Origin of the sequence: Curtobacterium uvaldense, from assembly GCF_028307415.1 — a bacterium.
Taxonomy (GTDB): Bacteria; Actinomycetota; Actinomycetes; order Actinomycetales; family Microbacteriaceae; genus Curtobacterium.
In genome coordinates this window covers 31,338-53,531 of record NZ_JAQMHU010000014.1, presented here as the reverse complement: position 1 = coordinate 53,531, position 22,194 = coordinate 31,338, and the positions used below count along the sequence as shown (strand labels likewise).

The 22,194-nt window shown below is 72.1% G+C and carries 22 protein-coding genes; 20 read left to right on the top strand and 2 right to left on the bottom strand.

Going from position 1 to position 22,194, the window contains the following annotated elements:
* Positions 1 to 81: 81 nt before the first annotated feature.
* The 13 genes from PIJ49_RS09880 to dapF all read left to right on the top strand — a co-directional run bounded on the left by PIJ49_RS09880 (position 82) and on the right by dapF (position 14,070).
* Positions 82 to 1,101, top strand: coding sequence for a permuted SH3 domain-containing protein (locus PIJ49_RS09880; RefSeq protein WP_271826490.1), 1,020 nt, complete (start codon positions 82 to 84; stop codon positions 1,099 to 1,101).
* Positions 1,098 to 1,871: an ABC transporter ATP-binding protein gene (locus PIJ49_RS09875; protein ID WP_271826489.1), complete on the top strand. Its 774-nt coding sequence runs from the start codon at positions 1,098 to 1,100 to the stop codon at positions 1,869 to 1,871. The genes PIJ49_RS09880 and PIJ49_RS09875 overlap by 4 nt, the downstream gene beginning before the upstream one ends.
* Positions 1,868 to 3,115, top strand: coding sequence for an ABC transporter permease (locus PIJ49_RS09870; protein ID WP_209686057.1), 1,248 nt, complete (start codon positions 1,868 to 1,870; stop codon positions 3,113 to 3,115). The genes PIJ49_RS09875 and PIJ49_RS09870 overlap by 4 nt, the downstream gene beginning before the upstream one ends.
* A gap of 68 nt (positions 3,116 to 3,183) precedes the next feature.
* A complete protein-coding gene (locus tag PIJ49_RS09865) occupies positions 3,184 to 6,261 on the top strand; it encodes an FtsK/SpoIIIE family DNA translocase (RefSeq protein WP_271826488.1) in 3,078 nt (1,025 codons plus the stop codon).
* A gap of 4 nt (positions 6,262 to 6,265) precedes the next feature.
* Positions 6,266 to 6,901 carry a CDP-diacylglycerol--glycerol-3-phosphate 3-phosphatidyltransferase gene (pgsA, locus tag PIJ49_RS09860; RefSeq protein WP_066653285.1) on the top strand — a complete coding sequence of 212 codons (636 nt, stop codon included), beginning with the start codon at positions 6,266 to 6,268 and terminating at the stop codon, positions 6,899 to 6,901.
* A complete protein-coding gene (locus tag PIJ49_RS09855) occupies positions 6,898 to 7,485 on the top strand; it encodes a CinA family protein (RefSeq protein ID WP_271826487.1) in 588 nt (195 codons plus the stop codon). The genes pgsA and PIJ49_RS09855 overlap by 4 nt, the downstream gene beginning before the upstream one ends.
* Before the next feature lie 155 nt (positions 7,486 to 7,640).
* Positions 7,641 to 7,949, top strand: coding sequence for a helix-turn-helix domain-containing protein (locus tag PIJ49_RS09850; protein WP_058742950.1), 309 nt, complete (start codon positions 7,641 to 7,643; stop codon positions 7,947 to 7,949).
* 65 nt (positions 7,950 to 8,014) lie between these two features.
* The gene (locus PIJ49_RS09845) at positions 8,015 to 8,239 is read left to right on the top strand and encodes a DUF3046 domain-containing protein (RefSeq protein ID WP_209686053.1); all 225 of its coding nucleotides are present in this window, start codon (positions 8,015 to 8,017) and stop codon (positions 8,237 to 8,239) included.
* A gap of 257 nt (positions 8,240 to 8,496) precedes the next feature.
* Complete coding sequence (recA, locus tag PIJ49_RS09840; protein ID WP_066653287.1) at positions 8,497 to 9,555, top strand: recombinase RecA; 1,059 nt, start codon at positions 8,497 to 8,499, stop codon at positions 9,553 to 9,555.
* Positions 9,552 to 10,673, top strand: coding sequence for a regulatory protein RecX (locus tag PIJ49_RS09835; RefSeq protein ID WP_271826486.1), 1,122 nt, complete (start codon positions 9,552 to 9,554; stop codon positions 10,671 to 10,673). The genes recA and PIJ49_RS09835 overlap by 4 nt, the downstream gene beginning before the upstream one ends.
* A gap of 61 nt (positions 10,674 to 10,734) precedes the next feature.
* Entirely contained in the window at positions 10,735 to 12,228 is a 1,494-nt protein-coding gene (miaB, locus tag PIJ49_RS09830; protein ID WP_271826485.1) for a tRNA (N6-isopentenyl adenosine(37)-C2)-methylthiotransferase MiaB, read from the top strand.
* Positions 12,215 to 13,183 carry a tRNA (adenosine(37)-N6)-dimethylallyltransferase MiaA gene (gene miaA / locus PIJ49_RS09825; protein ID WP_271826484.1) on the top strand — a complete coding sequence of 323 codons (969 nt, stop codon included), beginning with the start codon at positions 12,215 to 12,217 and terminating at the stop codon, positions 13,181 to 13,183. Before miaB ends, miaA begins: the two co-directional genes overlap by 14 nt.
* The gene (dapF, locus tag PIJ49_RS09820; RefSeq protein WP_271826483.1) at positions 13,180 to 14,070 is read left to right on the top strand and encodes a diaminopimelate epimerase; all 891 of its coding nucleotides are present in this window, start codon (positions 13,180 to 13,182) and stop codon (positions 14,068 to 14,070) included. The genes miaA and dapF overlap by 4 nt, the downstream gene beginning before the upstream one ends.
* Positions 14,071 to 14,361: 291 nt before the next feature.
* Here the strand turns inward: dapF and PIJ49_RS09815 are convergent, their stop codons facing one another.
* Positions 14,362 to 14,976, bottom strand: a complete 615-nt coding sequence (locus PIJ49_RS09815) for a class I SAM-dependent methyltransferase (RefSeq protein ID WP_251160850.1) — start codon at positions 14,974 to 14,976, stop codon at positions 14,362 to 14,364.
* A gap of 61 nt (positions 14,977 to 15,037) precedes the next feature.
* Here PIJ49_RS09815 and hflX point away from each other — a divergent pair, with 61 nt between their 5' ends.
* A complete protein-coding gene (gene hflX, locus PIJ49_RS09810) occupies positions 15,038 to 16,576 on the top strand; it encodes a GTPase HflX (RefSeq protein ID WP_251160849.1) in 1,539 nt (512 codons plus the stop codon).
* A gap of 159 nt (positions 16,577 to 16,735) precedes the next feature.
* On the opposite strand, the gene lexA is transcribed toward hflX, so the two are convergent.
* Entirely contained in the window at positions 16,736 to 17,380 is a 645-nt protein-coding gene (gene lexA / locus PIJ49_RS09805) for a transcriptional repressor LexA (RefSeq protein WP_066653301.1), read from the bottom strand.
* A gap of 235 nt (positions 17,381 to 17,615) precedes the next feature.
* Between lexA and PIJ49_RS09800 the strand changes: the two genes are divergently transcribed.
* From PIJ49_RS09800 to PIJ49_RS09775, 6 genes are all read left to right on the top strand, one after another.
* The gene (locus PIJ49_RS09800; protein WP_066653310.1) at positions 17,616 to 17,990 is read left to right on the top strand and encodes a LysM peptidoglycan-binding domain-containing protein; all 375 of its coding nucleotides are present in this window, start codon (positions 17,616 to 17,618) and stop codon (positions 17,988 to 17,990) included.
* 99 nt (positions 17,991 to 18,089) lie between these two features.
* Positions 18,090 to 19,214, top strand: a complete 1,125-nt coding sequence (locus PIJ49_RS09795) for a histidinol-phosphate transaminase (RefSeq protein ID WP_271826482.1) — start codon at positions 18,090 to 18,092, stop codon at positions 19,212 to 19,214.
* Entirely contained in the window at positions 19,211 to 19,813 is a 603-nt protein-coding gene (hisB, locus tag PIJ49_RS09790) for an imidazoleglycerol-phosphate dehydratase HisB (protein ID WP_066653318.1), read from the top strand. Before PIJ49_RS09795 ends, hisB begins: the two co-directional genes overlap by 4 nt.
* A complete protein-coding gene (hisH, locus tag PIJ49_RS09785; protein ID WP_066653320.1) occupies positions 19,810 to 20,445 on the top strand; it encodes an imidazole glycerol phosphate synthase subunit HisH in 636 nt (211 codons plus the stop codon). Before hisB ends, hisH begins: the two co-directional genes overlap by 4 nt.
* Positions 20,446 to 20,554: 109 nt before the next feature.
* Positions 20,555 to 21,301, top strand: coding sequence for a bifunctional 1-(5-phosphoribosyl)-5-((5-phosphoribosylamino)methylideneamino)imidazole-4-carboxamide isomerase/phosphoribosylanthranilate isomerase PriA (priA, locus tag PIJ49_RS09780; RefSeq protein ID WP_066653322.1), 747 nt, complete (start codon positions 20,555 to 20,557; stop codon positions 21,299 to 21,301).
* A gap of 5 nt (positions 21,302 to 21,306) precedes the next feature.
* Positions 21,307 to 22,140 carry an SseB family protein gene (locus PIJ49_RS09775; protein ID WP_271826481.1) on the top strand — a complete coding sequence of 278 codons (834 nt, stop codon included), beginning with the start codon at positions 21,307 to 21,309 and terminating at the stop codon, positions 22,138 to 22,140.
* Positions 22,141 to 22,194: the final 54 nt, after the last annotated feature.

Sequence of the window (22,194 nt, the reverse complement as noted above, 5' to 3'; positions counted from 1 at the left end):
CGCCGCAGCCGGCCGGGTGGCCGACCTGCGTCATCCCACAGGCTGATGCTCCCTCGGTATGTCAGCCAATACCGTCCCAGGGTGACCGTCCTGCGTCGCTGGGTGTGGCCCGGCCTGAAGTTCCTCGTGTTCGCCGCCATCGCGGTGTCCCTCGTCCGCCTCGCCTTCTTCGCGGCGCAGCCCGAGGGCGAGGAGACGACCCCGACCGCGCAGCTGGAGGACCCGACCGTCACCGTCGAGACGGGGGACGTCGTCAACGACGTCGAGGCGACCGGTCACGTCGAGTCCGTCGCCGCGACGCCGGTGCGTTCCACCGCCGAGGGCACCGTCAACCGGGTCTTCGTGACGAACGGCACGCACGTCGAGCAGGGCGCGCCGATCATCGACCTGCGGGTCGAGACCCCGGCGGAGGGCACGACCGAGGACGGCGAGCCCTCGCCGGCATCCGTGACCTTCGCGACCGTCGTCGCCTCGTCGTCCGGCACGGTGTCCGGACTCGACCTGGTGGCGAAGCAGCCCGTCGCGATCGGCGACACCGTCGCCCGGGTCGCCCCGGAGTCGTACCGTGTGACCGCGACGCTCGAGGCCGCGCAGCTCTACCGACTCACCTCGCGCCCCTCCGAGGCGACCGTCACCATCACGGACGGGCCGGCGCCCTTCACCTGCACGAACCTCGCGCTCAGCTCCGCGTCCGCCTCGGCGGCGGGCGAGCCGTCGGACGCGGGTCCCGACGGTGCGGACGGTGGCGGGGGCTCCTCGGGCGCCGAGAGTGCGACGCAGCTGCGGTGCGACGTCCCCGGGGACGTCACCGTGTTCCCGGGGCTCGAGGTCACGGTCGCCGTGTCCGCGGGCTCGGCCGAGGGCGTGCTGACGCTCCCGACGACCGCCGTGCAGGGGACCGCGCAGCGCGGCGTCGTCACCGTCGTCGACGACGACGGGAAGCGTTCCGAGCGCGAGGTCGCCCTCGGCCTCAACGACGGCGAGACGGTCGAGGTGCGTGACGGGCTGACCGAGGGCGAGACCGTCCTGCAGTTCGTCCCCGGCAAGGAGGCGCAGCCCGAGGACGAGTTCGCCGAGGACGGCGCGGTGGTGACCGGATGAGCCTCGTGCACGTCCGCGACCTCCGGAAGTCCGTCCCGCTCCCCGACGGCTCCACGCTGGAGATCCTGCGCGGTGTCGACCTCGACGTCGAGGCGGACAGCCGCGTCGCCATCGTCGGCCGCTCGGGTTCGGGCAAGTCGACGCTGCTCAACGTCCTCGGCCTGCTCGACACCCCGACCGAGGGGCTGCACGAGTTCGACGGGCGGGACGTCGGCCGTGCCGGCTCGGTCCGACGCGACCGGGTGCGCGGCGCGGACGTCGGCTTCGTCTTCCAGCAGTTCAACCTGCTGCAGGGTCGCACCGCGGTCGAGAACGTCGAGGTCCCGTTGCTCTACGCGACCGGCCGGGCGTTCTGGTCGCGTCGTCGCCTGGCACTGGGGATGCTCGACCGGGTGGGCCTCGCCGACCGTGCCGACACGCAGCCGCACCGGCTCTCCGGCGGGGAGCAGCAGCGCGTCGCCATCGCCCGGGCACTCGTCCGGTCGCCGCGGCTCATCCTGGCCGACGAGCCGACCGGTGCACTCGACGTCGACACCGGCCGCGTGGTCATGGAGCTGCTCGAGACCGTCGCGGCCGAGACCGGCGCGGCGCTCGTCACCATCACCCACGACACCGCGGTCGCAGCACGGGCGGACGTCGTCCACCGGATCGACCACGGGCTCGTCGTCGACACGGCAGCGTCCGCTACCGAGTCCGCCTCCGCTACCGAGTCCGCGTCCGCGTCCGCGTCCGAGTCCGCCTCCGTCGAGCGGCCGGGGGTGGCGGCGTGAACCGGCTCCTCACCACCGTCGTCGGGACGTTCGTCGAGTCCTGGCAGGAGCTCCGCGTGCACCGCGGCCGGGTCGTGCTCAGCCTGATCGGGGTCACGATCGCGGTGGCGTCGCTCGCGGTCGTCGTCGGTTTCGGGTCGCTCGCCGAGCGGGTGACCGCCGCCTTCAACGAGCAGTACGGCGGACGGCCGGCGACCTACCAGGTCACCGGCTCGTCCTCGGCCACGGGGGACGGCACGGGTGCCGCTGCCGCGGCCGACGCCGAGGCGCTCGACCGGGAACTCCGCGCCGGCGCCGAGCGCTACCACGTCCGGTTCTCGACCGAGGCGTCGTGGACGCAGCGCCCCGTGCAGTTCCCCGACGGGGTCACCCTGGCCCAGGGCGTCACCGTCGACCCCGCGTACGCCGAGATGCACCGCGTCCGCGTCGACGACGGGGCGTGGTTCACCGAGGACGACCGGGATCGACTCGCGCCGGCGCTCGTCGTCAACCAGGCGTTCCTCGACCGTCTCGGCAGCCCGGACGTCGTCACGCACCCGGTCGTGCGCCTGCCGGGGACGCCCGACGTCACCGCGGTCGTGATCGGCCGGTACGTGTCCTCGGAGTACGACACCGAGCCGATGTTCTACCAGCTGGCGCGGTCGGTCGCGACGTCGAGCGCGGAGGCCGCACCCGACGACGGTTCGCAGCGGCTGTTCGAGGTGTGGGTACCGGAGAGCGACGGGAAGGCGGTCGCCGGACGGATCGCATCGGACGCCGAGCGGGCGCTCGGCCCCGGGTGGACCGTCGACGCGAACCGTTCCGACGCGGCCGGCTCGGTCGACGGCGACCCGCTCGGTGCGCTGCGCTGGGTGATCGCCGGGGTCGCCGTCCTCGTCCTGGTGCTCGGCGGGCTCGGGCTGCTCAACGTGTCGCTGGTGAGCGTCCGGCAGCGGATCCGCGAGATCGGCATCCGACGCGGGGTCGGTGCGACCGCCGGACGCATCTTCGTCGCCGTGCTGCTCGAGAACGTGCTGGGGACGCTGGTCGCCGGCGGGATCGGCGTCATGGTCGGCGCGGCGGTGCTCGGGAACGAGACCGTCCGGGGGCTCATCACGAGCGGGGTCGACGTCGGGGGAGCGCCCTTCCCGGTCGAGGCGGCGCTGATCGGTGTCGGCTCGGCGCTGCTCGTCGGGGCGCTCGCCGGGTTCCTGCCCGCGATCGTGGCGGTCCGGGTCAAGGTCATCGACGCGATCCGGTACTGAGCGCGGAGGGCGTCCGGTCGCGGCGGGGCGACCACGGAATGTCCCGAGCGGGGATTAGGCTCCGTCGCATGGCCGGAGGCACCAAGTCGACCACGCGCTCGCGCGCGTCCACGTCGTCCCGCGGGAGCGGGTCGCGCGGTACGTCGCGCACGCAGGCCACGACGAAGAAGCTGCCGCAGGCGGCACCCACCCCGGTGTTCCGCGAGCAGAACCCCGTCGTGACCGCATGGCTCGCGATGGCGCACGGCGTCGGAGCACTGTTCCGGCTGCTCGGCAAGGAGACCCTCGCCAAGGACGAACGACGCGACGGTTTCCCGTTCCTCCTGTTCGTGCTCGCGCTCGCGGGCGGTGTCGTCGAGTGGCTCAACCCCACGAACCCGGTGTCCGTCACGCTCGACGCCTACACGTTCGGCGGGCTCTTCGGGCGACTGGCGGTCGCACTGCCCGTCATCATGATCGTCTTCGCCGGATGGCTCTTCCGCCACCCGGCGTCGGTGCACGACAACACCCGGATCGGCATCGGTCTCGGGCTGATGCTCGTCTCCATCGCGTCGCTCTGCCACGTGTTCGGCGGGCAGCCGAGCGCGTCCGACGGCATGGTCGCCCTGGCCGCCGCCGGTGGTGTCCTCGGCTGGGTGGTGATCAGCTGGCTCGTCGCGGTCGCCACCGTGTGGGTCGCGGTGCCGGTCGCGGTGGTGCTGCTCGTGCTGTCGCTCTTCATCATCACGAAGACCCCGCCGAACAAGACCGGACGCCGCCTCCACGAGCTGTACGCGTACCTGTTCGGTGCGCCGGCCCCCGTGGCCGAGGACGAACCCGCCACCGAGGCGGACGCCGCTCCGGCAGCGTCCCGAGCACGGACGTCGAAGCGCCGCACGAAGGACCAGACCGACTTCCCGCTGTTCGAGGACCTCGGGTTCGAGGACGAGCAGGCTGCCGGCAGCGAGGACGCCGAGAGCACCGTCCCGTGGTGGCGCCGGAACAAGTCCGGTCGCGAGGAGGACCCGGCGTACGACAGCCCCGTGCTGCCCGCGTCGGCGACGCAGGCCGTGCCCGACCGCGGAACCGGTGCCGGAGTCGGCGTCGGTGCCGGTACGGCTGCAGGTGCCGCTGCCGGTGCCGCTGCTCCGGCCTCCGGCGCGAACGCGGGCGCGGCCGCCGGACTCGTGGACCACACGCCCGTGGTGCCCGCCTCGGTGAACCTCAACGACTCGGTCGAGCACGACGACGTGCACGGCGCACAGGAGGTCGAGCAGGACCTCGCCGTCGCCGAACAGGCCCTCCGCGACTTCGGCACCCCGGTGCCCGAGCAGCCCGCGGCGGTCGCCCGGCCCGACGCCGGGGTCTCCCCGGTGGTCTCGCCGACGGCGCCCGAGCCCGAGGCCGCCGACGACGGCCTGCCCGCCGCGACCGCCGCCGACGAGGACCCGGCAGCCCCGTACCGCCTGCCCGCAGCCACCACCCTCAGCGCCGGCACCCCCTCGGTCGCCCGCAGCCAGGCGAACGACGACATCGTGGCGGCGATCACCGGCGTGCTCACCGAGTTCAAGGTGGACGCGAAGGTCACGGGGTTCTCGCGCGGACCGACGGTCACGCGCTACGAGATCGAGCTCGGTCCCGGTGTGAAGGTCGAGCGCGTCACGGCGCTGTCGAAGAACCTGTCGTACGCCGTCGCGTCGAACGAGGTCCGCATCCTGTCACCGATCCCGGGCAAGAGCGCGATCGGCGTGGAGATCCCGAACACGGACCGCGAGATCGTCTCCCTCGGCGACGTCCTGCGCTCCGGCGCGGCCACGAAGTCGAAGCACCCGATGACCATCGGCGTCGGCAAGGACGTCGAGGGCGGCTTCGTCGTCGCGAACCTGGCGAAGATGCCGCACCTGCTCGTCGCCGGCTCCACGGGCTCCGGCAAGTCGGTGTTCATCAACTCGATGATCACCTCGCTGCTGATGCGCGCGAAGCCGTCCGAGGTCCGCATGGTCCTCGTCGACCCGAAGCGCGTCGAGCTGTCGATCTACGCCGGGGTCCCGCACCTCATCACGCCCATCATCACGAACCCCAAGAAGGCCGCCGAGGCGCTGCAGTGGGTCGTGAAGGAGATGGACATGCGGTACGACGACCTGGCGTCGTTCGGGTTCCGGCACGTCGACGACTTCAACAAGGCCGTGCAGAACGACGAGATCGTCCTGCCCGCCGGCAGCGAGCGGAAGCTCAAGCCGTACCCGTACCTGCTCGTCGTGGTCGACGAGCTCGCGGACCTCATGCTCGTCGCCCCTCGGGACGTCGAGGAGTCGATCGTCCGGATCACCCAGCTCGCCCGTGCCGCCGGCATCCACCTGGTGCTCGCGACGCAGCGGCCCTCGGTCGACGTCATCACCGGTCTCATCAAGGCGAACGTCCCGTCGCGCGTGGCCTTCGCGGTCACGAGCGTCACCGACTCGCGGGTCATCCTCGACCAGCCGGGCGCCGACAAGCTCATCGGGCAGGGTGACGGGCTCTTCCTGCCGATGGGCTCGTCGAAGGCCGTCCGTGTGCAGGGTGCCTGGGTGCAGGAGAGCGAGGTCGCCGAGGTCGTCGCGCACGTCACGCGCCAGGCGCGCCCCGAGTACCGGCAGGACGTCCAGGCCGTGGTGGAGCGCAAGGAGATCGACGCCGACATCGGCGACGACCTCGAGCTCCTGCTCGCCGCGGTCGAACAGGTCGTCTCGACCCAGTTCGGCTCGACCTCGATGCTGCAGCGCAAGCTCCGCGTCGGCTTCGCGAAGGCGGGCCGACTGATGGACCTCATGGAGTCGCGTGACATCGTGGGGCCGTCCGAGGGGTCGAAGGCCCGCGACGTGCTCGTCACGCCCGACCAGCTCCCGGGCGTGCTCGCGAAGCTCCGGGGCGAGGAGCCGCCGGCTGCTCCGGCTGCCGACGGACCGCCGTCGGTCCGGCCGGGAGGCACGACCTCCGTCGCCGGGGCCGACTCGGCTCCGGCTGCGGCCGGCTCCGGGGCTCCTGCCGGACCCGCCGGGGCGGGTGCCGGTGGTCAGGACGACGACCGGTACGGCTCGGACCCGGTGGCGGACATGACCCGCGGGTACCCTGAGGTCGAGGACGACGGACCGGACGAGGACGCATGGGGACTGACGGGCAGGGAGTGAGCACGTGACCAGCTCGGAGACCACACACGGGGCTCGGTTCCCCTGGCGCGGACGGTTGCTCCGCAAGGGGGACGGCCCGGCATCGACCGCGAACGTCGCCAACATCATCACCGTGGTGCGCATCCTCATGGCGCCGCTCTTCTTCGTGATGCTGCTCTCCGACGGCGGCCAGGACACGTCGTTGCGCGTCTGGGCGGCCGTCGTGTTCGTCGTCGCGATCGTCACGGACAGTGCGGACGGCATCATCGCCCGACGCCAGAACCTGGTCACGGACTTCGGCAAGCTCGTCGACCCGATCGCCGACAAGGTCCTGATCGGCGGTGCCCTCGTCGCGCTGTCGATCCTGGGTGAGCTGCCGTGGATCGTCACGGTGCTGATCATGCTCCGGGAGATCGGCATCACCGTGTTCCGCTTCGCCGTGCTGTCCGACCGGGTCATCCCGGCGAGCCGCGGCGGCAAGATCAAGACCGTGCTGCAGGCCGTCGCGATCACGCTCGCACTGTTCCCGTGGTGGAACGTCGTCGGTGACCTGGCGCACTGGGTGAACGGCATCCTCATGACGGCGGCGCTCCTCGCGACGGTGCTCAGCGGGGCGGACTACCTGTGGCAGGCCTGGAAGCACAACCGCCGAGCAGCATGACGTCGGCCGGTACCGGGGCCGCCGGTCCGACGGGTCGGTCGTCGATGCCGGGGTCGGGGTCGGGGTCGGTGTCGGGGTCGGTGTCGGCGTCGGACGAGGAACTCGCGCGCGCGCTCGTCGGTGTCCTGACCGCCCGGGGCGAGACCGTCGCGGTCGCCGAGTCCCTCACGGGCGGACTCGTCGTCGCGACGCTCGTGGGCGTCCCCGGGGCCAGCGCCGTCGTCCGCGGCGGGGTGGTCGCCTACGCCACGCCGGTGAAGGCGACGGTGCTCGGGGTCGACGCCGACCTGCTCGCGTCGAACGGCGCGGTCGACCCGGAGGTTGCACGGCAGATGGCCTCGGGCGTCCGGACGGCCCTGGCGGTGGACGGCGTCCCCGCCACGTGGGGGATCAGCACGACCGGCGTCGCCGGACCGGACCCGCAGGACGGCAAGCCGGTGGGCACCGTCTTCGTCGGCATCGCATCCGCGGAACGCAGTGTCGCGACGGAGTTGCACCTCGAGGGGGACCGGGCAGCAATCCGCTCGGCCACCGTCTCCGAACTCCTGGCACGGATGACGACCGAGGTCGACAGCGGGGAATAGGTCCTGTTGCCACTGGGTTACATCCCACGCAATCTCCAGCAGGACGGCAGCCGGCGTGGTTAGCATGCTGCGAACGGCAACGCTACTGTTGCTGAACCCGACCCCAGGTCACCCGGACCGGGCGGGCGCGGAGACGACAGGAAGGAGGAGTCCACATGGTTCTCGTTCGTCAGGAGATCGGCGACGTGCTTCGGGACTTCCGCTTGCAGAAGGGCCGGACCCTCCGTCAGGTCGCATCCAAGGCCAGTGTCGCGCTCGGGTACCTCAGTGAGGTCGAGCGTGGGCAGAAGGAGGCCAGCTCCGAGATCCTCGCCTCGGTCGCGGATGCCCTCGACACCCCGATCTCGACCATCATGCGCGAGGTGGGCGACCGTCTCGCAGTCGTCGAGGGGCTCACCCCGGTCCCCGACACGCTGCCCGACGACCTCGTCGCCGAGTTCGACAACGACCTCGCGGTGCGCTGACGCACCACCCCCTCGAACGCCCTCGCCGGTCCGCCGGCGGGGGCGTTCGTCGTTACGCTGGACCGATGCGCGTGAGTGAGTTCTGGCGAGCCGTCGACCAGGTGTTCGGGGAGGCCTACGGCGCCGTGGTGTCCCGCGACGTCGTGCTCGAGGAGCTCGGTGGACGTTCGGCGGCGGACGCGCTCGACGCGGGCATCGACGCCAGGCGGGTGTGGGAAGCACTCTGTGACTCCCAGGACGTCCCGCTGGACAAGCGGCACGGCAAGGGCCTGGCGGAGCCGCGCGACTGACGCCGTCGTCCGAAACTGTGTTCGGCGTGTTGCTCGAACGCGTGTTCGATCGGTGCTAGGTTCCTGCACATCGGCGCTGTCCCGGACCATCGTCCACAGGTCGCGCGGTCGCAGGCAGTGATGTCGGTGGCCCGCCCTAGGTTCGAGGTCATCGGGAACAGCCCGAAGCCTTGTCGCCGAACACCAGCCCTGCACCACCGGCTGGGGTGGACGCGACAGCCTACAGGCGGCCGACACCGAGCACGAAGGAGCACCCCATGCCATCACCCGCAGACCGCGAGAAGGCCCTCGAGACCGCACTCGCCCAGATCGACCGGCAGTTCGGCAAGGGGACGGTCATGCGTCTCGGCTCGGACGAGCGCGCGCCGGTCGCCACCATCCCGACCGGCTCCGTCGCGCTCGACGTCGCACTCGGCATCGGCGGCCTCCCGCGCGGCCGCATCATCGAGATCTACGGCCCGGAGTCGTCGGGTAAGACGACCCTGACGCTGCACGCCATCGCGAACGCGCAGCGCGCGGGTGGCATCGCAGCCTTCATCGACGCGGAGCACGCGCTTGACCCCGAGTACGCGAAGAAGCTCGGTGTCGACATCGACGCCCTCCTCGTGTCGCAGCCCGACACCGGTGAGCAGGCGCTCGAGATCGCCGACATGCTCGTCCGCTCGGGGTCGATCGACCTGATCGTCGTCGACTCGGTCGCCGCCCTGGTGCCGCGTGCCGAGATCGAGGGCGAGATGGGCGACTCGCACGTGGGTCTCCAGGCGCGCCTCATGTCCCAGGCCCTGCGCAAGCTCGCCGGTGGCCTGAACCAGACGCAGACCACGATGATCTTCATCAACCAGCTGCGCGAGAAGATCGGCGTGTTCTTCGGCAGCCCGGAGACCACCGCCGGCGGCAAGGCGCTCAAGTTCTACGCGTCGGTCCGCCTCGACATCCGTCGCATCGAGACGCTGAAGAGCGGGACCGACGCCGTCGGTAACCGCACCCGCGTCAAGGTCGTGAAGAACAAGATGGCTCCGCCCTTCAAGCAGGCCGAGTTCGACATCCTGTACGGCACGGGCATCTCGCGCGAGGGCTCGCTGCTCGACTTCGGTGTCGACCACGGCATCGTGAAGAAGTCGGGTGCCTGGTACACCTACGACGGCGACCAGCTCGGGCAGGGCAAGGAGAACTCGCGCTCGTTCCTGATCCAGAACGCGGACATCGCGGCGGAGATCGAGGGCAAGATCCTCGCGAAGCTCGGCGTCGGTGGCGCCAAGGCCGATGCTCCGGTCGAGTCGATCGCGCCGAAGCTGGCGGAGCGCAAGGGCGCGTGACCGGCGCAGACGACCACGACGAGGGCCTCGCACCGGTCACCGACCTGTTCGGTGCGCGGTCCCGTCGTGGTCGACGCACCCCGCCGGCGGAGCCGGAACCTGTCCGATCGAGTCCGTTCGAGCCGGGCACGGCCGAGCCGGGCACGGCCGAGCCGGGCACGGTCAGGCCGGGCACGGTCGAGCCGAACCCGGTCGAGCCGAGCCTGAGCCCGGTCGATCTGGCTCCGCGCGCGGAGCGTGGCGTTCCCGGCGGCACCGGGTCGTCCGACGACGGCTGGGCGCCCGAGTCGATGGTGCTCGGTGACGACGAAAGGCGGTTCGGCCGGGCACCGACCACCGCGGTGAACGACGAGTCCGCCAGCTCGGGGTCGGCGACGGGGACGCCCGTCGAGGACGACCCGCCGGTGCCGGCCGCGATCCCCTTCCGCGGACAGCAGTCCGAGGCGGAGTGGGTGTCGCCGGTCGTCGGCGACGGCTCCGGTCGGAGTGCACGCGCCGAGCAGCACGGGTACGACGACGACGACACCGCGGACGCCGCGAGCGCATCGGTGTTCGCCATCGCCAGCGGTGACGAGATCGACCCGGCCGACGCCCCACGACCGCTCGACGAGCAGCGCGCCGATGCCGAGCGCGTGAGCATGCGCGCGCTCGGGCGCAAGGGGGTCAGCGAGTCGGAGATGCGGCAGCTGCTGACGAAGCAGGACCTCGACGACGACGTCGTCGAGTACGAAGTCGCCCGACTGGTGCGCGTGGGTCTGCTCGACGACGTGGCCCTCGCCACCGACCTGGTGGACCGGCTACACGAGCGCAAGGGCCTCGGTCGCCAGGGCGTGGTCGCCGAGCTGCGGCGCCGTGGCATCGACCAGGCGGCGATCGACGCGGCGCTCGAGGCCGCGGAGGACGACGCCGACGACGAGTTCGTCCGCGCGATCGAGCTCGCTGAGAAGCGTGCACGCCAACTCCGTGGGCTCGACCGTGCGACTGCCGAGCGGCGCCTGAGCGGCTTCCTGATGCGCAAGGGGTACGGCTCGGGAGTCGTCCGCATCGCGGTGGAGCGGGCGCTCGACGGTCCGCCGCGACGCTCGCCCTCGGGTGGGGGCACCGTCCGCTTCGAGTAGCGCGGCGGCGAGCTCGACGGCCGTCCTGCGGACGCCGCGGTCGACCTACACTGGGACGATCATGGCCACCGTCGAAGCCCGCCCCAGAACCTACGAGGTCCGCACCCACGGGTGCCAGATGAACGTCCACGACTCGGAGCGCCTGAGCGGGTCGCTGCAGGCGGCCGGGTACGTGGCGTCGGACGGCGAGCAGGCGGACGTGGTCGTCATCAACACCTGCGCCGTGCGCGAGAACGCGGACAACCGTCTCTACGGCAACCTCGGGCAGCTCGCGGGCATCAAGCGCACGCACCCCGGCATGCAGATCGCCGTCGGCGGGTGCCTGGCGCAGAAGGACAAGAACGTCATCCTCGAGAAGGCGCCCTGGGTCGACGTCGTCTTCGGCACGCACAACATGGGATCGCTGCCGACCCTGCTCGAGCGGGCTCGGCACAACGACGAGGCGCAGATCGAGATCCTCGAAGCGCTCGACGTGTTCCCGTCGACGCTGCCGACCAAGCGCGACTCCACGCACAGCGGCTGGGTGTCGATCTCCGTCGGCTGCAACAACACCTGCACCTTCTGCATCGTCCCGTCGCTCCGTGGCAAGGAGAAGGACCGTCGTCCGGGCGACGTGCTCGCCGAGATCCAGGCGCTCGTCGACGACGGAGCCATCGAGGTGACGCTGCTCGGGCAGAACGTCAACTCCTACGGCGTGGAGTTCGGCGACCGTCAAGCGTTCGGCAAGCTGCTCCGGGCCGCCGGTCAGATCGACGGCCTCGAGCGCGTGCGGTTCACGAGCCCGCACCCGGCCGCGTTCACCGACGACGTGATCGACGCCATGGCCGAGACCCCGAACGTCATGCCCCAGCTGCACATGCCGCTGCAGTCCGGGTCGGACCGGGTGCTCAAGGCCATGCGTCGGAGCTACCGGAGCGAGCGGTTCCTCGGCATCCTCGACCGCGTGCGGGCGAAGATCCCGGACGCAGCGATCTCCACCGACATCATCGTGGGGTTCCCCGGTGAGACCGACGAGGACTTCGAGGACACCCTGCGCGTCGTGGAGCAGTCGCGGTTCGCCTCGGCCTTCACGTTCCAGTACTCGATCCGTCCGGGCACGCCGGCGGCGACGATGCCGGACCAGCTGCCGAAGGAGGTCGTGCAGGAACGCTACGACCGGCTCATCGCGCTGCAGGACCGCATCACCGCCGAGGAGCACGCGAAGCAGGTCGGTCGGAGCGTCGAGGTGCTCGTCGCCACCGGCGAGGGCAAGAAGGACGAGACCACCCAGCGCCTGTCCGGCCGCGCCGAGGACTCCCGCCTCGTGCACTTCGCCGTGCCGCAGGGCTCCGCCGTCCCGCGTCCCGGCGACGTCGTCACCGTCGAGATCACGCGCGCAGCCCCACACTTCCTGATCGCCGACAACGAGGGCCCCCTGCGGATCCGTCGGACCCGTGCCGGTGACGCCTGGGACCGTGCGCAGGCCGAGAGCTGCGGTGTGCCGACCCCGTCCGCCCCGGGCGCCGGGCCCCGTCCGGTCTCGCTCGGGCTGCCGAGCCTCCGTGTCGGACGCTGACCGGCCGCTCGCGGCGGTCGGACCGCGCCAGGACGGTACCCCCGACCTGATCGCGGTCGTCGGTGCGACCGGCACCGGCAAGTCCGAGGTCGCCCTCGCCGTCGCGGAACGGCTGCGGGCGAGCGGCCGTCCCGCGGAGGTCGTGAACGCCGACGCCATGCAGCTCTACCGCGGCATGGACGTCGGCACCGCCAAGCTGTCGGTCGCGGAGCGGCGGGGCATCCCGCACCACCAGCTCGACGTGCTCGCGGTGACCGACGAGGCGAGCGTCGCGGCCTACCAACGCAGCGCCCGTGCGGACGTCGAACGGATCACGGCGGACGGCGGCACCGCGGTGCTCGTCGGCGGCAGCGGGCTCTACGTGTCGGCGGTGCTGTTCGACCTCGCCTTCCCCGGCACCGACCCGGAGCTCCGCGCCGAGCTCGAGCGCGAGCACGCCGAGCACGGGCCGAACGCCCTCCTCGCGCGCCTGCGCGCCCTGGACCCGGCCGCGGCAGCCGACGTCGACTCCCGCAACCCTCGGCGGCTCATCCGGGCCGTGGAGATCGCGAGCCGGTCCGAGGTCGTGACCCCGCGCCTCCCGGCCGCGCCCCGCGCATGGCGACCGGCTCGGGTGCTGCACCTGCACCGCGAGCGCAGCGGGGTCGTCGCGTCCCTGCACGCGAGGGCCGAGCGGATGTTCGCCGACGGCCTCGTCGACGAGGTGGAGGCGCTCTGCGCGGAGGGGTTGGAGCAGGGACGCACGGCGCGCGCGGCGATCGGGTACTCGCAGGCGCTCGACGTCCTGCACGGCCGAGCGACGACGGCCGAGGCGGTGGAGGCGACGGCCGTCGCGACCCGCAAGTACGCCAGGCGACAGGTGTCCTGGTTCAAGCGGTACGACGCCGAGGTCATCGACGTCAGCGGCGCCGACGTCGCGGGGCTGCATGCGGCGGCCCGTAGGATCGTGCCGTGACCGAGCTGCACTTCACGAAGGGCCAGGGGACGGGCAACGACTTCGTCCTGTTCGCCGACCCCGACGCAACGGTCGACCTGACCCCCGAGCGCATCCGGGCCATCGCCGACCGCCGCTTCGGCGTGGGCGCCGACGGTGTCATCCGGGCGGTCCGGTCGGAGGCGATCCCCGAGGGGCGCACGCTCGTCGCCGTCGAACCCGCCGCCACCTGGTTCATGGACTACCACAACGCCGACGGCTCGGTCGCCGAGATGTGCGGGAACGGCATCCGCGTCTTCGCGCGGTACCTGACCGAGTCCGGGCTCGTCGACCTCGCGCCGGGGGAGACGCTCACGGTCGGCAGCCGCAAGGGGCTCGTCGACGTCCAGCGCACCACGAACGGCTTCTCGGCCGACCTCGGGCGCTGGGGCCTCGGCATCGAGGGCGGCGGGGCGAACGACGTCACCGTGCGGGCGAAGGAGCTCGACGGTGCACGACCCGGACTCGGCATCGACGTCGGCAACCCGCACGTCGTCGTGGCCGTGGCGACCGAGGACGAGCTCGCCGAGGTCGACCTGACGTACGTCCCCGTCCTCGACCCGGCGCCCGCAGCGGGCGCGAACGTCGAGTTCGTGCTGCCCGGTGACCCCCTCGTCAAGGACGGCGAGGGGGAGATCACCATGCGCGTGCACGAACGGGGGAGCGGCGAGACGCTGTCCTGCGGCACCGGTGCGGTCGCGGCCGCCCTCGCCACGCGGTACTGGGCGGGGCCCTCGGCGCCGGACACCTGGCGGGTGCGGGTGCCGGGCGGGGTCGTCACCGTGCGGATGTTCGCGGCGGAGGACGGCGAGCACGTCGCGCTGGCCGGTCCGGCAGAGCTCGTGTTCTCCGGGGACCTGACCGTCTGACGCTGCCGCGGTGGCGCGGTGGCGCGGTGCCGCGGTGCCGCGGTACCGCGCTGCCGCCGTGCCGGCGCGAGCGGGACGCCGTCGTGCCAGTGGGACGGCGAGGCGGAGACGACGCGCAGGTGTGCTCGTGAGACGCCGGCGTGTCCTCGAGACGCCGTCATGCGTGCGAGACGCCGTCGATCTCGGCGGCGTCTCGGCTGTCCGGATGCGTCTCGCGTCGACGCCGGCGTCTCGTGCGGGTACGGGCGCAGCCCAGCGCAGCCCGACCCGCCGCCTGCGCCCTGCCCCGGGCTACTCGGCGGTTCGGCGGACCCGGATCACGCGGAAGCCCTTGTCGGTCGTGGCCCGCGACACCGCGAACCCGTCCCCGAGCGCGTCCCCGAGCCACCGCTGCAGGGAGTCCCCGCCGAGGTCCTTCGACACCACCAGCCAGGCGTCCCCGCCGACCTCGAGCCGGGGCAGCCACGTCAGCAGGATGGCGTGCAGTTCGTCCTTGCCCACCCGGATCGGCGGGTTGGACCAGATCGTGCGGAAGCGCAGGTCCGCCGGGAGCTCGTCCGGCAGCCCGACGGTGACGTTCGACACCCCGGCTGCGACGGCGTTGCGCTGCGCGAGACCGAGGACCCGCTCGTTGACGTCCACGCCCCAGACCTGGGCGTCCGGCGACTCGAGCGCCATCGTGATCGCGATCGGCCCCCACCCGCAGCCGATGTCGAGCAGGTCGCCCTCGGGCGCGGGCGGCGGCACGGAGCCGAGCAGCACCCTGGTGCCGCGGTCGACACCGTCCGGGCTGAACACGCCCGCGGCGGTGGACAGCGTGAGCGACCGTCCGGCGAGCGTGACGTGCACCTGTCGCTCACGGGCCTCCGACGAGGGGTTCGCGGAGAAGTAGTGCTCGTTCGCCATGGAAGAACCGTACCGGCGAGCCCGTGTGTCCCGGGCGTGGCGGCGGTACCCTGTGGAGAAGATGACGGAAACCACCATGAACGACGGACGATCCGACGACAGCGCCGAGGGTGTCGTGGAACGCGTCCTCCGCAATGCCGAGACCCGGGCCACGTCGGCGATCTTCGCTCCGGCCCAGGCCATCCAGACACGATCGGTCGACGAGCACGGCTGGTCCGGCGACGGCGACCAGTACGAGCGCGAGGACCGCGCCGCCCTGCGGCGCGTCACCGGGCTCTCCACCGAGCTCGAGGACGTCACCGAGGTCGAGTACCGGCAGCTCCGGCTCGAGCGGGTCGTGCTGATCGGCGTGTACCCCCAGGGCGACGCCCAGGACGCCGAGAACTCCCTCCGCGAGCTCGCCGCCCTGGCCGAGACCGCCGGTGCCGTGGTCCTCGACGGGCTCCTGCAGCGCCGGCCCAACCCCGACCCGGCGACCTACCTCGGCAAGGGCAAGGCCGAGGAGCTCGCCATGGTCGTCAAGGCGACCGGCGCCGACACGGTCGTCGCGGACACGGAGCTCGCCCCCTCCCAGCGCCGAGCGCTCGAGGACGTCGTGAAGGTGAAGGTGATCGACCGGACCGCCGTGATCCTCGACATCTTCAGCCAGCACGCCACCACGCGCGAGGGCAAGGCCCAGGTCGAGCTGGCCCAGCTGCAGTACCTGCTGCCGCGTCTGCGCGGCTGGGGTGAGTCGATGTCCCGCCAGGCCGGTGGTCAGGTCTCCGGCGGTGCCGGCATGGGGTCCCGTGGTCCGGGTGAGACGAAGATCGAGCTCGACCGCCGGCGCATCAACACGCGCATGTCGAAGCTCCGCCGTCAGATCGCGGGCTTCCGACCGGCTCGGGAGGCCAAGCGCGCCGACCGGCACCGCAACGAGGTGCCGAGCGTCGCGATCGCCGGGTACACCAACGCCGGCAAGTCCTCGCTCCTGAACCGCCTGACGAGCGCGGGCGTCCTGGTGCAGAACCAGCTGTTCGCAACCCTCGACGCCACGGTGCGCCGGACCGAGAGCAGCGCCGGCCGCGAGTTCACGTTCGTCGACACGGTGGGCTTCGTGCGGAACCTGCCGCACCAGCTGGTCGAGGCCTTCCGCTCCACGCTCGAGGAGGTCGGCGAGGCCGACGTCATCGTGCACGTGGTCGACGGGTCGCACCCAGACCCCTCCGCGCAGCTCGCGACGGTCCGCGACGTCATGGGTGACGTCGGAGCGCGGGACATCCCCGAGGTCGTCGCGTTCAACAAGGCGGACCTCATCGACGAGGCGCAGCGACTCGTGCTGGTCGGACTCGTGCCGGACGCGGTGTTCGTCTCCGCCCGCACGGGCGAGGGCGTGCCCGAGCTCCTCGCCGCGATCGAGGCACGGCTGCCAGAACCGGACGTCGAGTTGACGGTGGTGATCCCGTACGACCGTGGCGACCTGGTGTCGTCACTGCACGACGCGGGAGCAGTCGAGACGACCGACTACGTCGAGGACGGCACCCGCCTGCGGGTGCGCGTCTTCCAGCGCCAGGTCGCGGAGCTCGACCCGTACGTGGTCACGCCGGTCGCGACGGCGTAGTCCCGCAGGCGGTCGCGCCACACCACCGGCCGGGAGGCACGGGTCGGCTCCGGCGTGCCGGTCCGGCCCCTCGGCGGTACGGTGCGGTCGCCTGCCCACGTCGCGCCGTCGGACGGTGCGGCGTGACTTCGCACAACGCGGAGCAGCGTTGTTCCGGCGTCAGATCGAGCGCAAGACCGCGACGACCTTGCCGAGGACGGTGGCCGCGTCGCCGAGGATCGGTTCGAACGCGGAGTTGCGCGGGAGCAGCCACGTGTGGCCGTCGCGCTGGCGGAAGACCTTGACGGTCGCTTCCTCGTCGAGCATCGCGGCGACGATGTCCCCGTTGTCCGCGGTCTGCTGCGACCGGACGACCACCCAGTCGCCGTCGCAGATCGCTGCGTCGATCATCGACTCGCCGACGACCTTGAGCATGAAGAGGTCACCCGTGCCGACCAGCTGCCGGGGGAGTGGGACGATCTCGTCGACGTGCTGCTCGGCCGTGATCGGCACACCGGCGGCGATCCGACCGACGAGCGGGACCAGGGTCGTGGCGTCGACGTCGGGCGTCTCGACGTCGGGGGTCGGTTCGTCGACCAGGACCTCGAGCGCGCGCGGACGGTTCGGGTCACGACGGATCCAGCCGCCGAGCTCGAGCTGGCCGAGCTGGTGGGAGACGCTCGAGAGCGAGGAGAGGCCGGCGGCGTCGCCGATCTCCCGCATGCTCGGCGGGTAGCCCCGGCTGGCGATCGACGCGCGGATCGCGTCGAGGATCGCCTGCTGCTTCGCCGTCAACGGCTTCTGGACCCGCAGTTCGTCCGCCACGTCGTCTCGCCCTTCGTCGGTGCCGGGCGGTCGGGCAGGAATGTCAGTGGTCCCCGCTTGACTCGTCCCAGTCGATCGAAACAGTATCCGACTGCTCCGGGCCGGACAAACACCTGTTCGAGCGTGTCGGCAGAAAATCCCGCACAGATCTCTTCCTGGGACTTGTGCGAGGTCGCATTCGAAACTATGTTCGGTACACGACTTCGGTTCCTCCGAACGGGAAGGCAAGAACGACATGAGCACCATCGCCATCGCTGACCAGCGCACTGCGACGCCCGCCGTCCGTACCCGCCTGCGCATCACGCGCCGCGGCCGCATCGTCCTGACGACCGTCGCGGCCCTCCCGGTCTTCCTCGTCGTCGCCCTCTCCGTGCTGAACGGTGGACAGGCCTCTGCCGGCGACTCGTCGCGTGCCGGTGCTCCCGTGCACTTCGAGACGGTCACCGTGCAGCCGGGTGAGACCCTGTGGCAGCTGGCAGAGGAGACCGCGCCGCAGGCCGACCCCCGCGACTTCGTGCAGGACGTCGTGAGCCTCAACGCCCTCGACGGTTCGACGCTGCAGGCCGGCGAGCAGATCGCGATCCCGGTCAAGTACACCGCGGGCAACTGATCCGGTCGGCGCTCGCCTGACCACCGTCCGGTCGGCGCTCGCCTGACCACCGTCCGGACGGCCGGTCGCCGTTCGGGGGTCCCGGCCTACGATGGGTCGGTGGACACCACGCTCGAAGACCTCCCGATCCGTGACGACCTCCGTGGGCAGAGCCCGTACGGGGCTCCGCAGAAGCACGTGCGCGTCCAGCTCAACGTCAACGAGAACACGCATCCCGTACCGGAGGCCGTCGCTGAGGACATCGTCGCCTCGATCCGGCAGGCCCTGACGACCGTGAACCGCTACCCCGACCGCGAGTTCACCGAGCTCCGCGAGTCCCTCGCGGGCTACCTGAACGGTGGACTCTCCGCCGGGCAGCAGCTCACCCCTGCGCACCTGTGGGCGGCGAACGGGTCGAACGAGGTCCTGCAGCAGCTCCTGCAGGCGTTCGGTGGCCCGGGCCGGTCGGTGCTCGGGTTCCCGCCCACGTACTCGATGCACTCGATCCTCGCGTCCGGCACCGGCACGCGCTGGATCCCCGCGCAGCGCGACGACGAGTTCCGCATCGCGCCGGAGACGGTCGTCGCGGCCATCCGGGAGCACCGACCCGACATCGTGTTCCTGTGCGGCCCGAACAACCCGACGGGCACCCCGCTCGACATCGAGACGATCCGCGCGGCCTACGACGCAACGGACGGCATCGTGATGGTGGACGAGGCCTACGCCGAGTTCATGCCCTCGGACGCCCCGAGCGCCGTCACGCTGCTGCCCGGCCGTCCGCGGCTCGTGGTCGCCCGCACGATGAGCAAGGCCTTCGCCTTCGCCGGAGCCCGTGTGGGGTACCTGGCGGCCGACCCCGCCGTGGTCGACGCGCTCCGCCTGGTGCGGCTGCCCTACCACCTGTCCGCGCTGACGCAGGCGGCGGCGGTGGCCGCGCTCCGGCACGCCCCGGCGATGCTGGCGATGGTCGACGACATCAAGCAGCAGCGTGACCGGATGGTCACGGAGCTGCGGGCGATGGGGTACCGCACGTACGAGACCTGGTCGAACTTCGTCCTGTTCGGCGGGGTCGCCGACCCGAGTGCGGCGTTCGAGGCCCTGCTCGACCAGGACGTCATCGTGCGCGACCTCGGCATCCCGAACCACCTGCGCGTGAGTGCGGGGACGGAGGAGGAGACCACCGCGTTCCTCGAGGCCATGCGCCGCGTGGCCGCCGTCCAGCCGCCGGTTAGGGTTGACGCATGACCGCCCGCACCGCCTCGATCAGCCGGAGCACGAGCGAGTCGAGCATCGAGCTCTCGCTCGACCTGGACGGCACCGGTTCGTCCGACGTCTCGACGAGCGTGCCCTTCTTCGACCACATGCTGACGGCGTTCAGCAAGCACTCGCTCATCGACCTCCGCGTGCGCTCGACGGGCGACACCGACATCGACGTGCACCACACGGTCGAGGACACGGGCATCGTGCTCGGGCAGGCCCTGAAGCAGGCCCTCGGCGACCGTGCCGGCATCGGCCGCTACGGCGACGCGCTCGTCCCGCTCGACGAAGCCCTGGCACAGGCCGTGGTGGACGTCTCCGGTCGTCCCTTCCTCGTGCACTCCGGTGAGCCCGAGGGGTTCGAGTTCCACCGCATCGGCGGGCACTTCACGGGTTCGATGGTGCGCCACGTGTTCGAGGCGATCACGTTCAACGCCGGTATCACGGTGCACGTCCGTGTGCTCGGTGGCCGTGACCCGCACCACATCGCCGAGGCCGAGTTCAAGGCCTTCGCCCGCGCGCTGCGCCGCGCCGTCGAGCTCGATCCGCGGGTCGACGGCATCCCGTCCACGAAGGGGAAGCTGTGACCGCGAAGCCGAACGTCGTCGTCCTCGACTACGGATCGGGCAACGTCCACTCGGCGGCCAAGGCGCTCGAGCGCGCCGGCGCCGACGTCACCCTGACCGCCGACAAGCAGGCCGCGCTCCGCGCCGACGGTCTGCTCGTGCCGGGTGTCGGCGCGTTCGCCGCCGTCGTCGACCAGCTCGAGGGCGTCCGCGGCGGCGAGATCGTCGACCACCGTCTGGCCGGCGGGCGACCGGTGCTCGGCATCTGCGTCGGCATGCAGGTCATGTTCGCCCGCGGGGTCGAGCGCGGTGCGGACGTCGAGGGGCTCGGCCAGTGGCCGGGCACGGTCGAGGAGATCCGTGCCGAGGTCCTGCCGCACATGGGCTGGAACACGGTCGAGGCCCCCGAGGACTCCGTGCTCTTCGACGGCCTGCACGACGAACGGTTCTACTTCGTCCACTCGTACGGCGTGACGGACTTCCCGCTCGACGCCTACGGCCCGTTCCGTGCGCCGCGCCTGACCTGGGCCGAGCACGGGCAGCGGTTCGTCGCCGCCGTGGAGAACGGCCCACTGACGGCCACGCAGTTCCACCCGGAGAAGTCGGGGGAGCCGGGCATCCGGCTGCTCCGCAACTGGGTCGACTCGCTCTGACCCGGCCGTCCACCGGGCGCACGACCGCCCGACGGACGCGAGCCGCGCCTCCCGGCCGTGGCATCCACCGGGGCGGCCGCACCACACCTCACCGAGAACCGACAGGACCATGACCGACCTCACCTCGACCCCGCCCCTCGTCCTGCTGCCCGCCGTCGACGTCGTCGACGGCCAGGCCGTCCGCCTCACGCAGGGCGAGGCCGGCAGCGAGACCTCGTACGGCGACCCCGTCGCCGCGGCCCGCACCTGGCGCGACCAGGGTGCGGAGTGGATCCACCTCGTCGACCTCGACGCGGCGTTCGGGCGCGGTGACAACCGTGCCGTCATCGCGAAGGCCATCCGCGAGGTCGAGGGCGTCTCGGTCGAGCTCTCCGGCGGGATCCGCGACGACGCCTCGCTCGAGGCGGCGCTCGCGACCGGTGCTGCGCGCGTCAACCTCGGCACCGCGGCGCTCGAGAAGCCCGAGTGGGCTGCGCGCGTCATCGGCGAGTACGGCGAGCAGATCGCCGTCGGCCTCGACGTCCGTGGCACGACGCTGGCGAGCCGCGGCTGGACCGAGGACGCCGGGGACCTGTGGGAGGTGCTCGACCGGCTCGAGGCCGCCGGGTGCGCCCGCTACGTGGTGACCGACGTCACGAAGGACGGCACGCTGCAGGGGCCGAACGTCGAGCTCCTGCGCGAGGTCTGCGACCGCACCGACCAGCCCGTGGTGGCCTCGGGCGGCATCTCGACGCTCGAGGACCTCCGAGCGCTGCGCGAGCTGGTGCCGCACGGTCTCGAGGGCGCCATCATCGGCAAGGCGCTGTACTCCGGCGCCTTCACGCTGCCGGCCGCCCTCGACATCGCCTCGGAGTAGGCACCGTGGCGGGCATCTCGAACGGTCGCGGCACCGGGCCCGAGGCACCGGCGTCGGGGGCGCACGACGACGCCCACACCCCGGGCGGTGCCGCGGACTCGGCGGGGAACCCGTGGGCGGGACGGACCTTCGACGCCCACGACGACGTCTACGCCGACGACGACGGCCTGGCGGACCCGGCGCTCGTCGCCGCGATCACCGCCCTGCAGCAGGGCGGGTCGCAGCGCGAGGTCGTCGAGGCCCTGCGTGGCGCACGACTGCTCATCCCGCTCGTGGCCGAGGCCGGTGACGTCGGGCACACTCCCGACGGGAAGCTCGTCGACAAGACCCAGGAGCTGTCGATCGTCACCGTCGCCGGCCCGGACGGGCGCAGCGTCATGCCGGCGTTCACGTCCGCCGAGGCGATGCGGTCCTGGGACGCCGCCGCCCGACCGGTCCCCGCGGACGCACGCCGGGTGGCGATGGCTGCGGCGAGCGAGGAGACGCAGCTCGTCGTGCTGGACCCGACCGCGCCGACCGAGTTCGTGCTCCGTCGACCCGCCGTGTGGGCGATCGGGCAGGACCTGCCGTGGACGCCGTGCTTCGAGGACGCCGAGGTCGGGCAGGCCTTCGCCGCCTCCGTCGTCGACGAGTCCGCCGTCGCACGCGTCGAGCTGTCGCCGGGCGACCCGCTCGGACGCTTCGCCGGTGCCGAGCTGACGGTCGGGCTGGCGCTGCACCCGGGGCTCGACCAGGCTGCCGTCCAGGCGCTCGTCGGCCGGCTGCAGCAGCGGTGGACGGCGGACGCCGTGATCGCGGACCGGGTGGACAGCATGCGCGTGGCGCTGCGACCCGCCTGACGCAGGACCGACCGTGCGGCCGGGAGGCACGGCCCGGCGCCGTCCCGCCCGCTG

Excerpts from the sequence above, each read along its gene's own strand:
- PIJ49_RS09875 (WP_271826489.1), top strand. The coding sequence starts at position 1,098 with ATGAGCCTCGTGCACGTCCGCGACCTCCGGAAGTCCGTCCCGCTCCCC.
- PIJ49_RS09865 (WP_271826488.1), top strand. The coding sequence starts at position 3,184 with ATGGCCGGAGGCACCAAGTCGACCACGCGCTCGCGCGCGTCCACGTCG.
- PIJ49_RS09855 (WP_271826487.1), top strand. The coding sequence starts at position 6,898 with ATGACGTCGGCCGGTACCGGGGCCGCCGGTCCGACGGGTCGGTCGTCG.
- PIJ49_RS09850 (WP_058742950.1), top strand. The coding sequence starts at position 7,641 with ATGGTTCTCGTTCGTCAGGAGATCGGCGACGTGCTTCGGGACTTCCGC.
- PIJ49_RS09845 (WP_209686053.1), top strand. The coding sequence starts at position 8,015 with ATGCGCGTGAGTGAGTTCTGGCGAGCCGTCGACCAGGTGTTCGGGGAG.
- recA (WP_066653287.1), top strand. The coding sequence starts at position 8,497 with ATGCCATCACCCGCAGACCGCGAGAAGGCCCTCGAGACCGCACTCGCC.
- miaB (WP_271826485.1), top strand. The coding sequence starts at position 10,735 with ATGGCCACCGTCGAAGCCCGCCCCAGAACCTACGAGGTCCGCACCCAC.
- PIJ49_RS09815 (WP_251160850.1), bottom strand. The coding sequence starts at position 14,976 with ATGGCGAACGAGCACTACTTCTCCGCGAACCCCTCGTCGGAGGCCCGT.
- hflX (WP_251160849.1), top strand. The coding sequence starts at position 15,038 with ATGACGGAAACCACCATGAACGACGGACGATCCGACGACAGCGCCGAG.
- PIJ49_RS09800 (WP_066653310.1), top strand. The coding sequence starts at position 17,616 with ATGAGCACCATCGCCATCGCTGACCAGCGCACTGCGACGCCCGCCGTC.
- hisB (WP_066653318.1), top strand. The coding sequence starts at position 19,211 with ATGACCGCCCGCACCGCCTCGATCAGCCGGAGCACGAGCGAGTCGAGC.
- priA (WP_066653322.1), top strand. The coding sequence starts at position 20,555 with ATGACCGACCTCACCTCGACCCCGCCCCTCGTCCTGCTGCCCGCCGTC.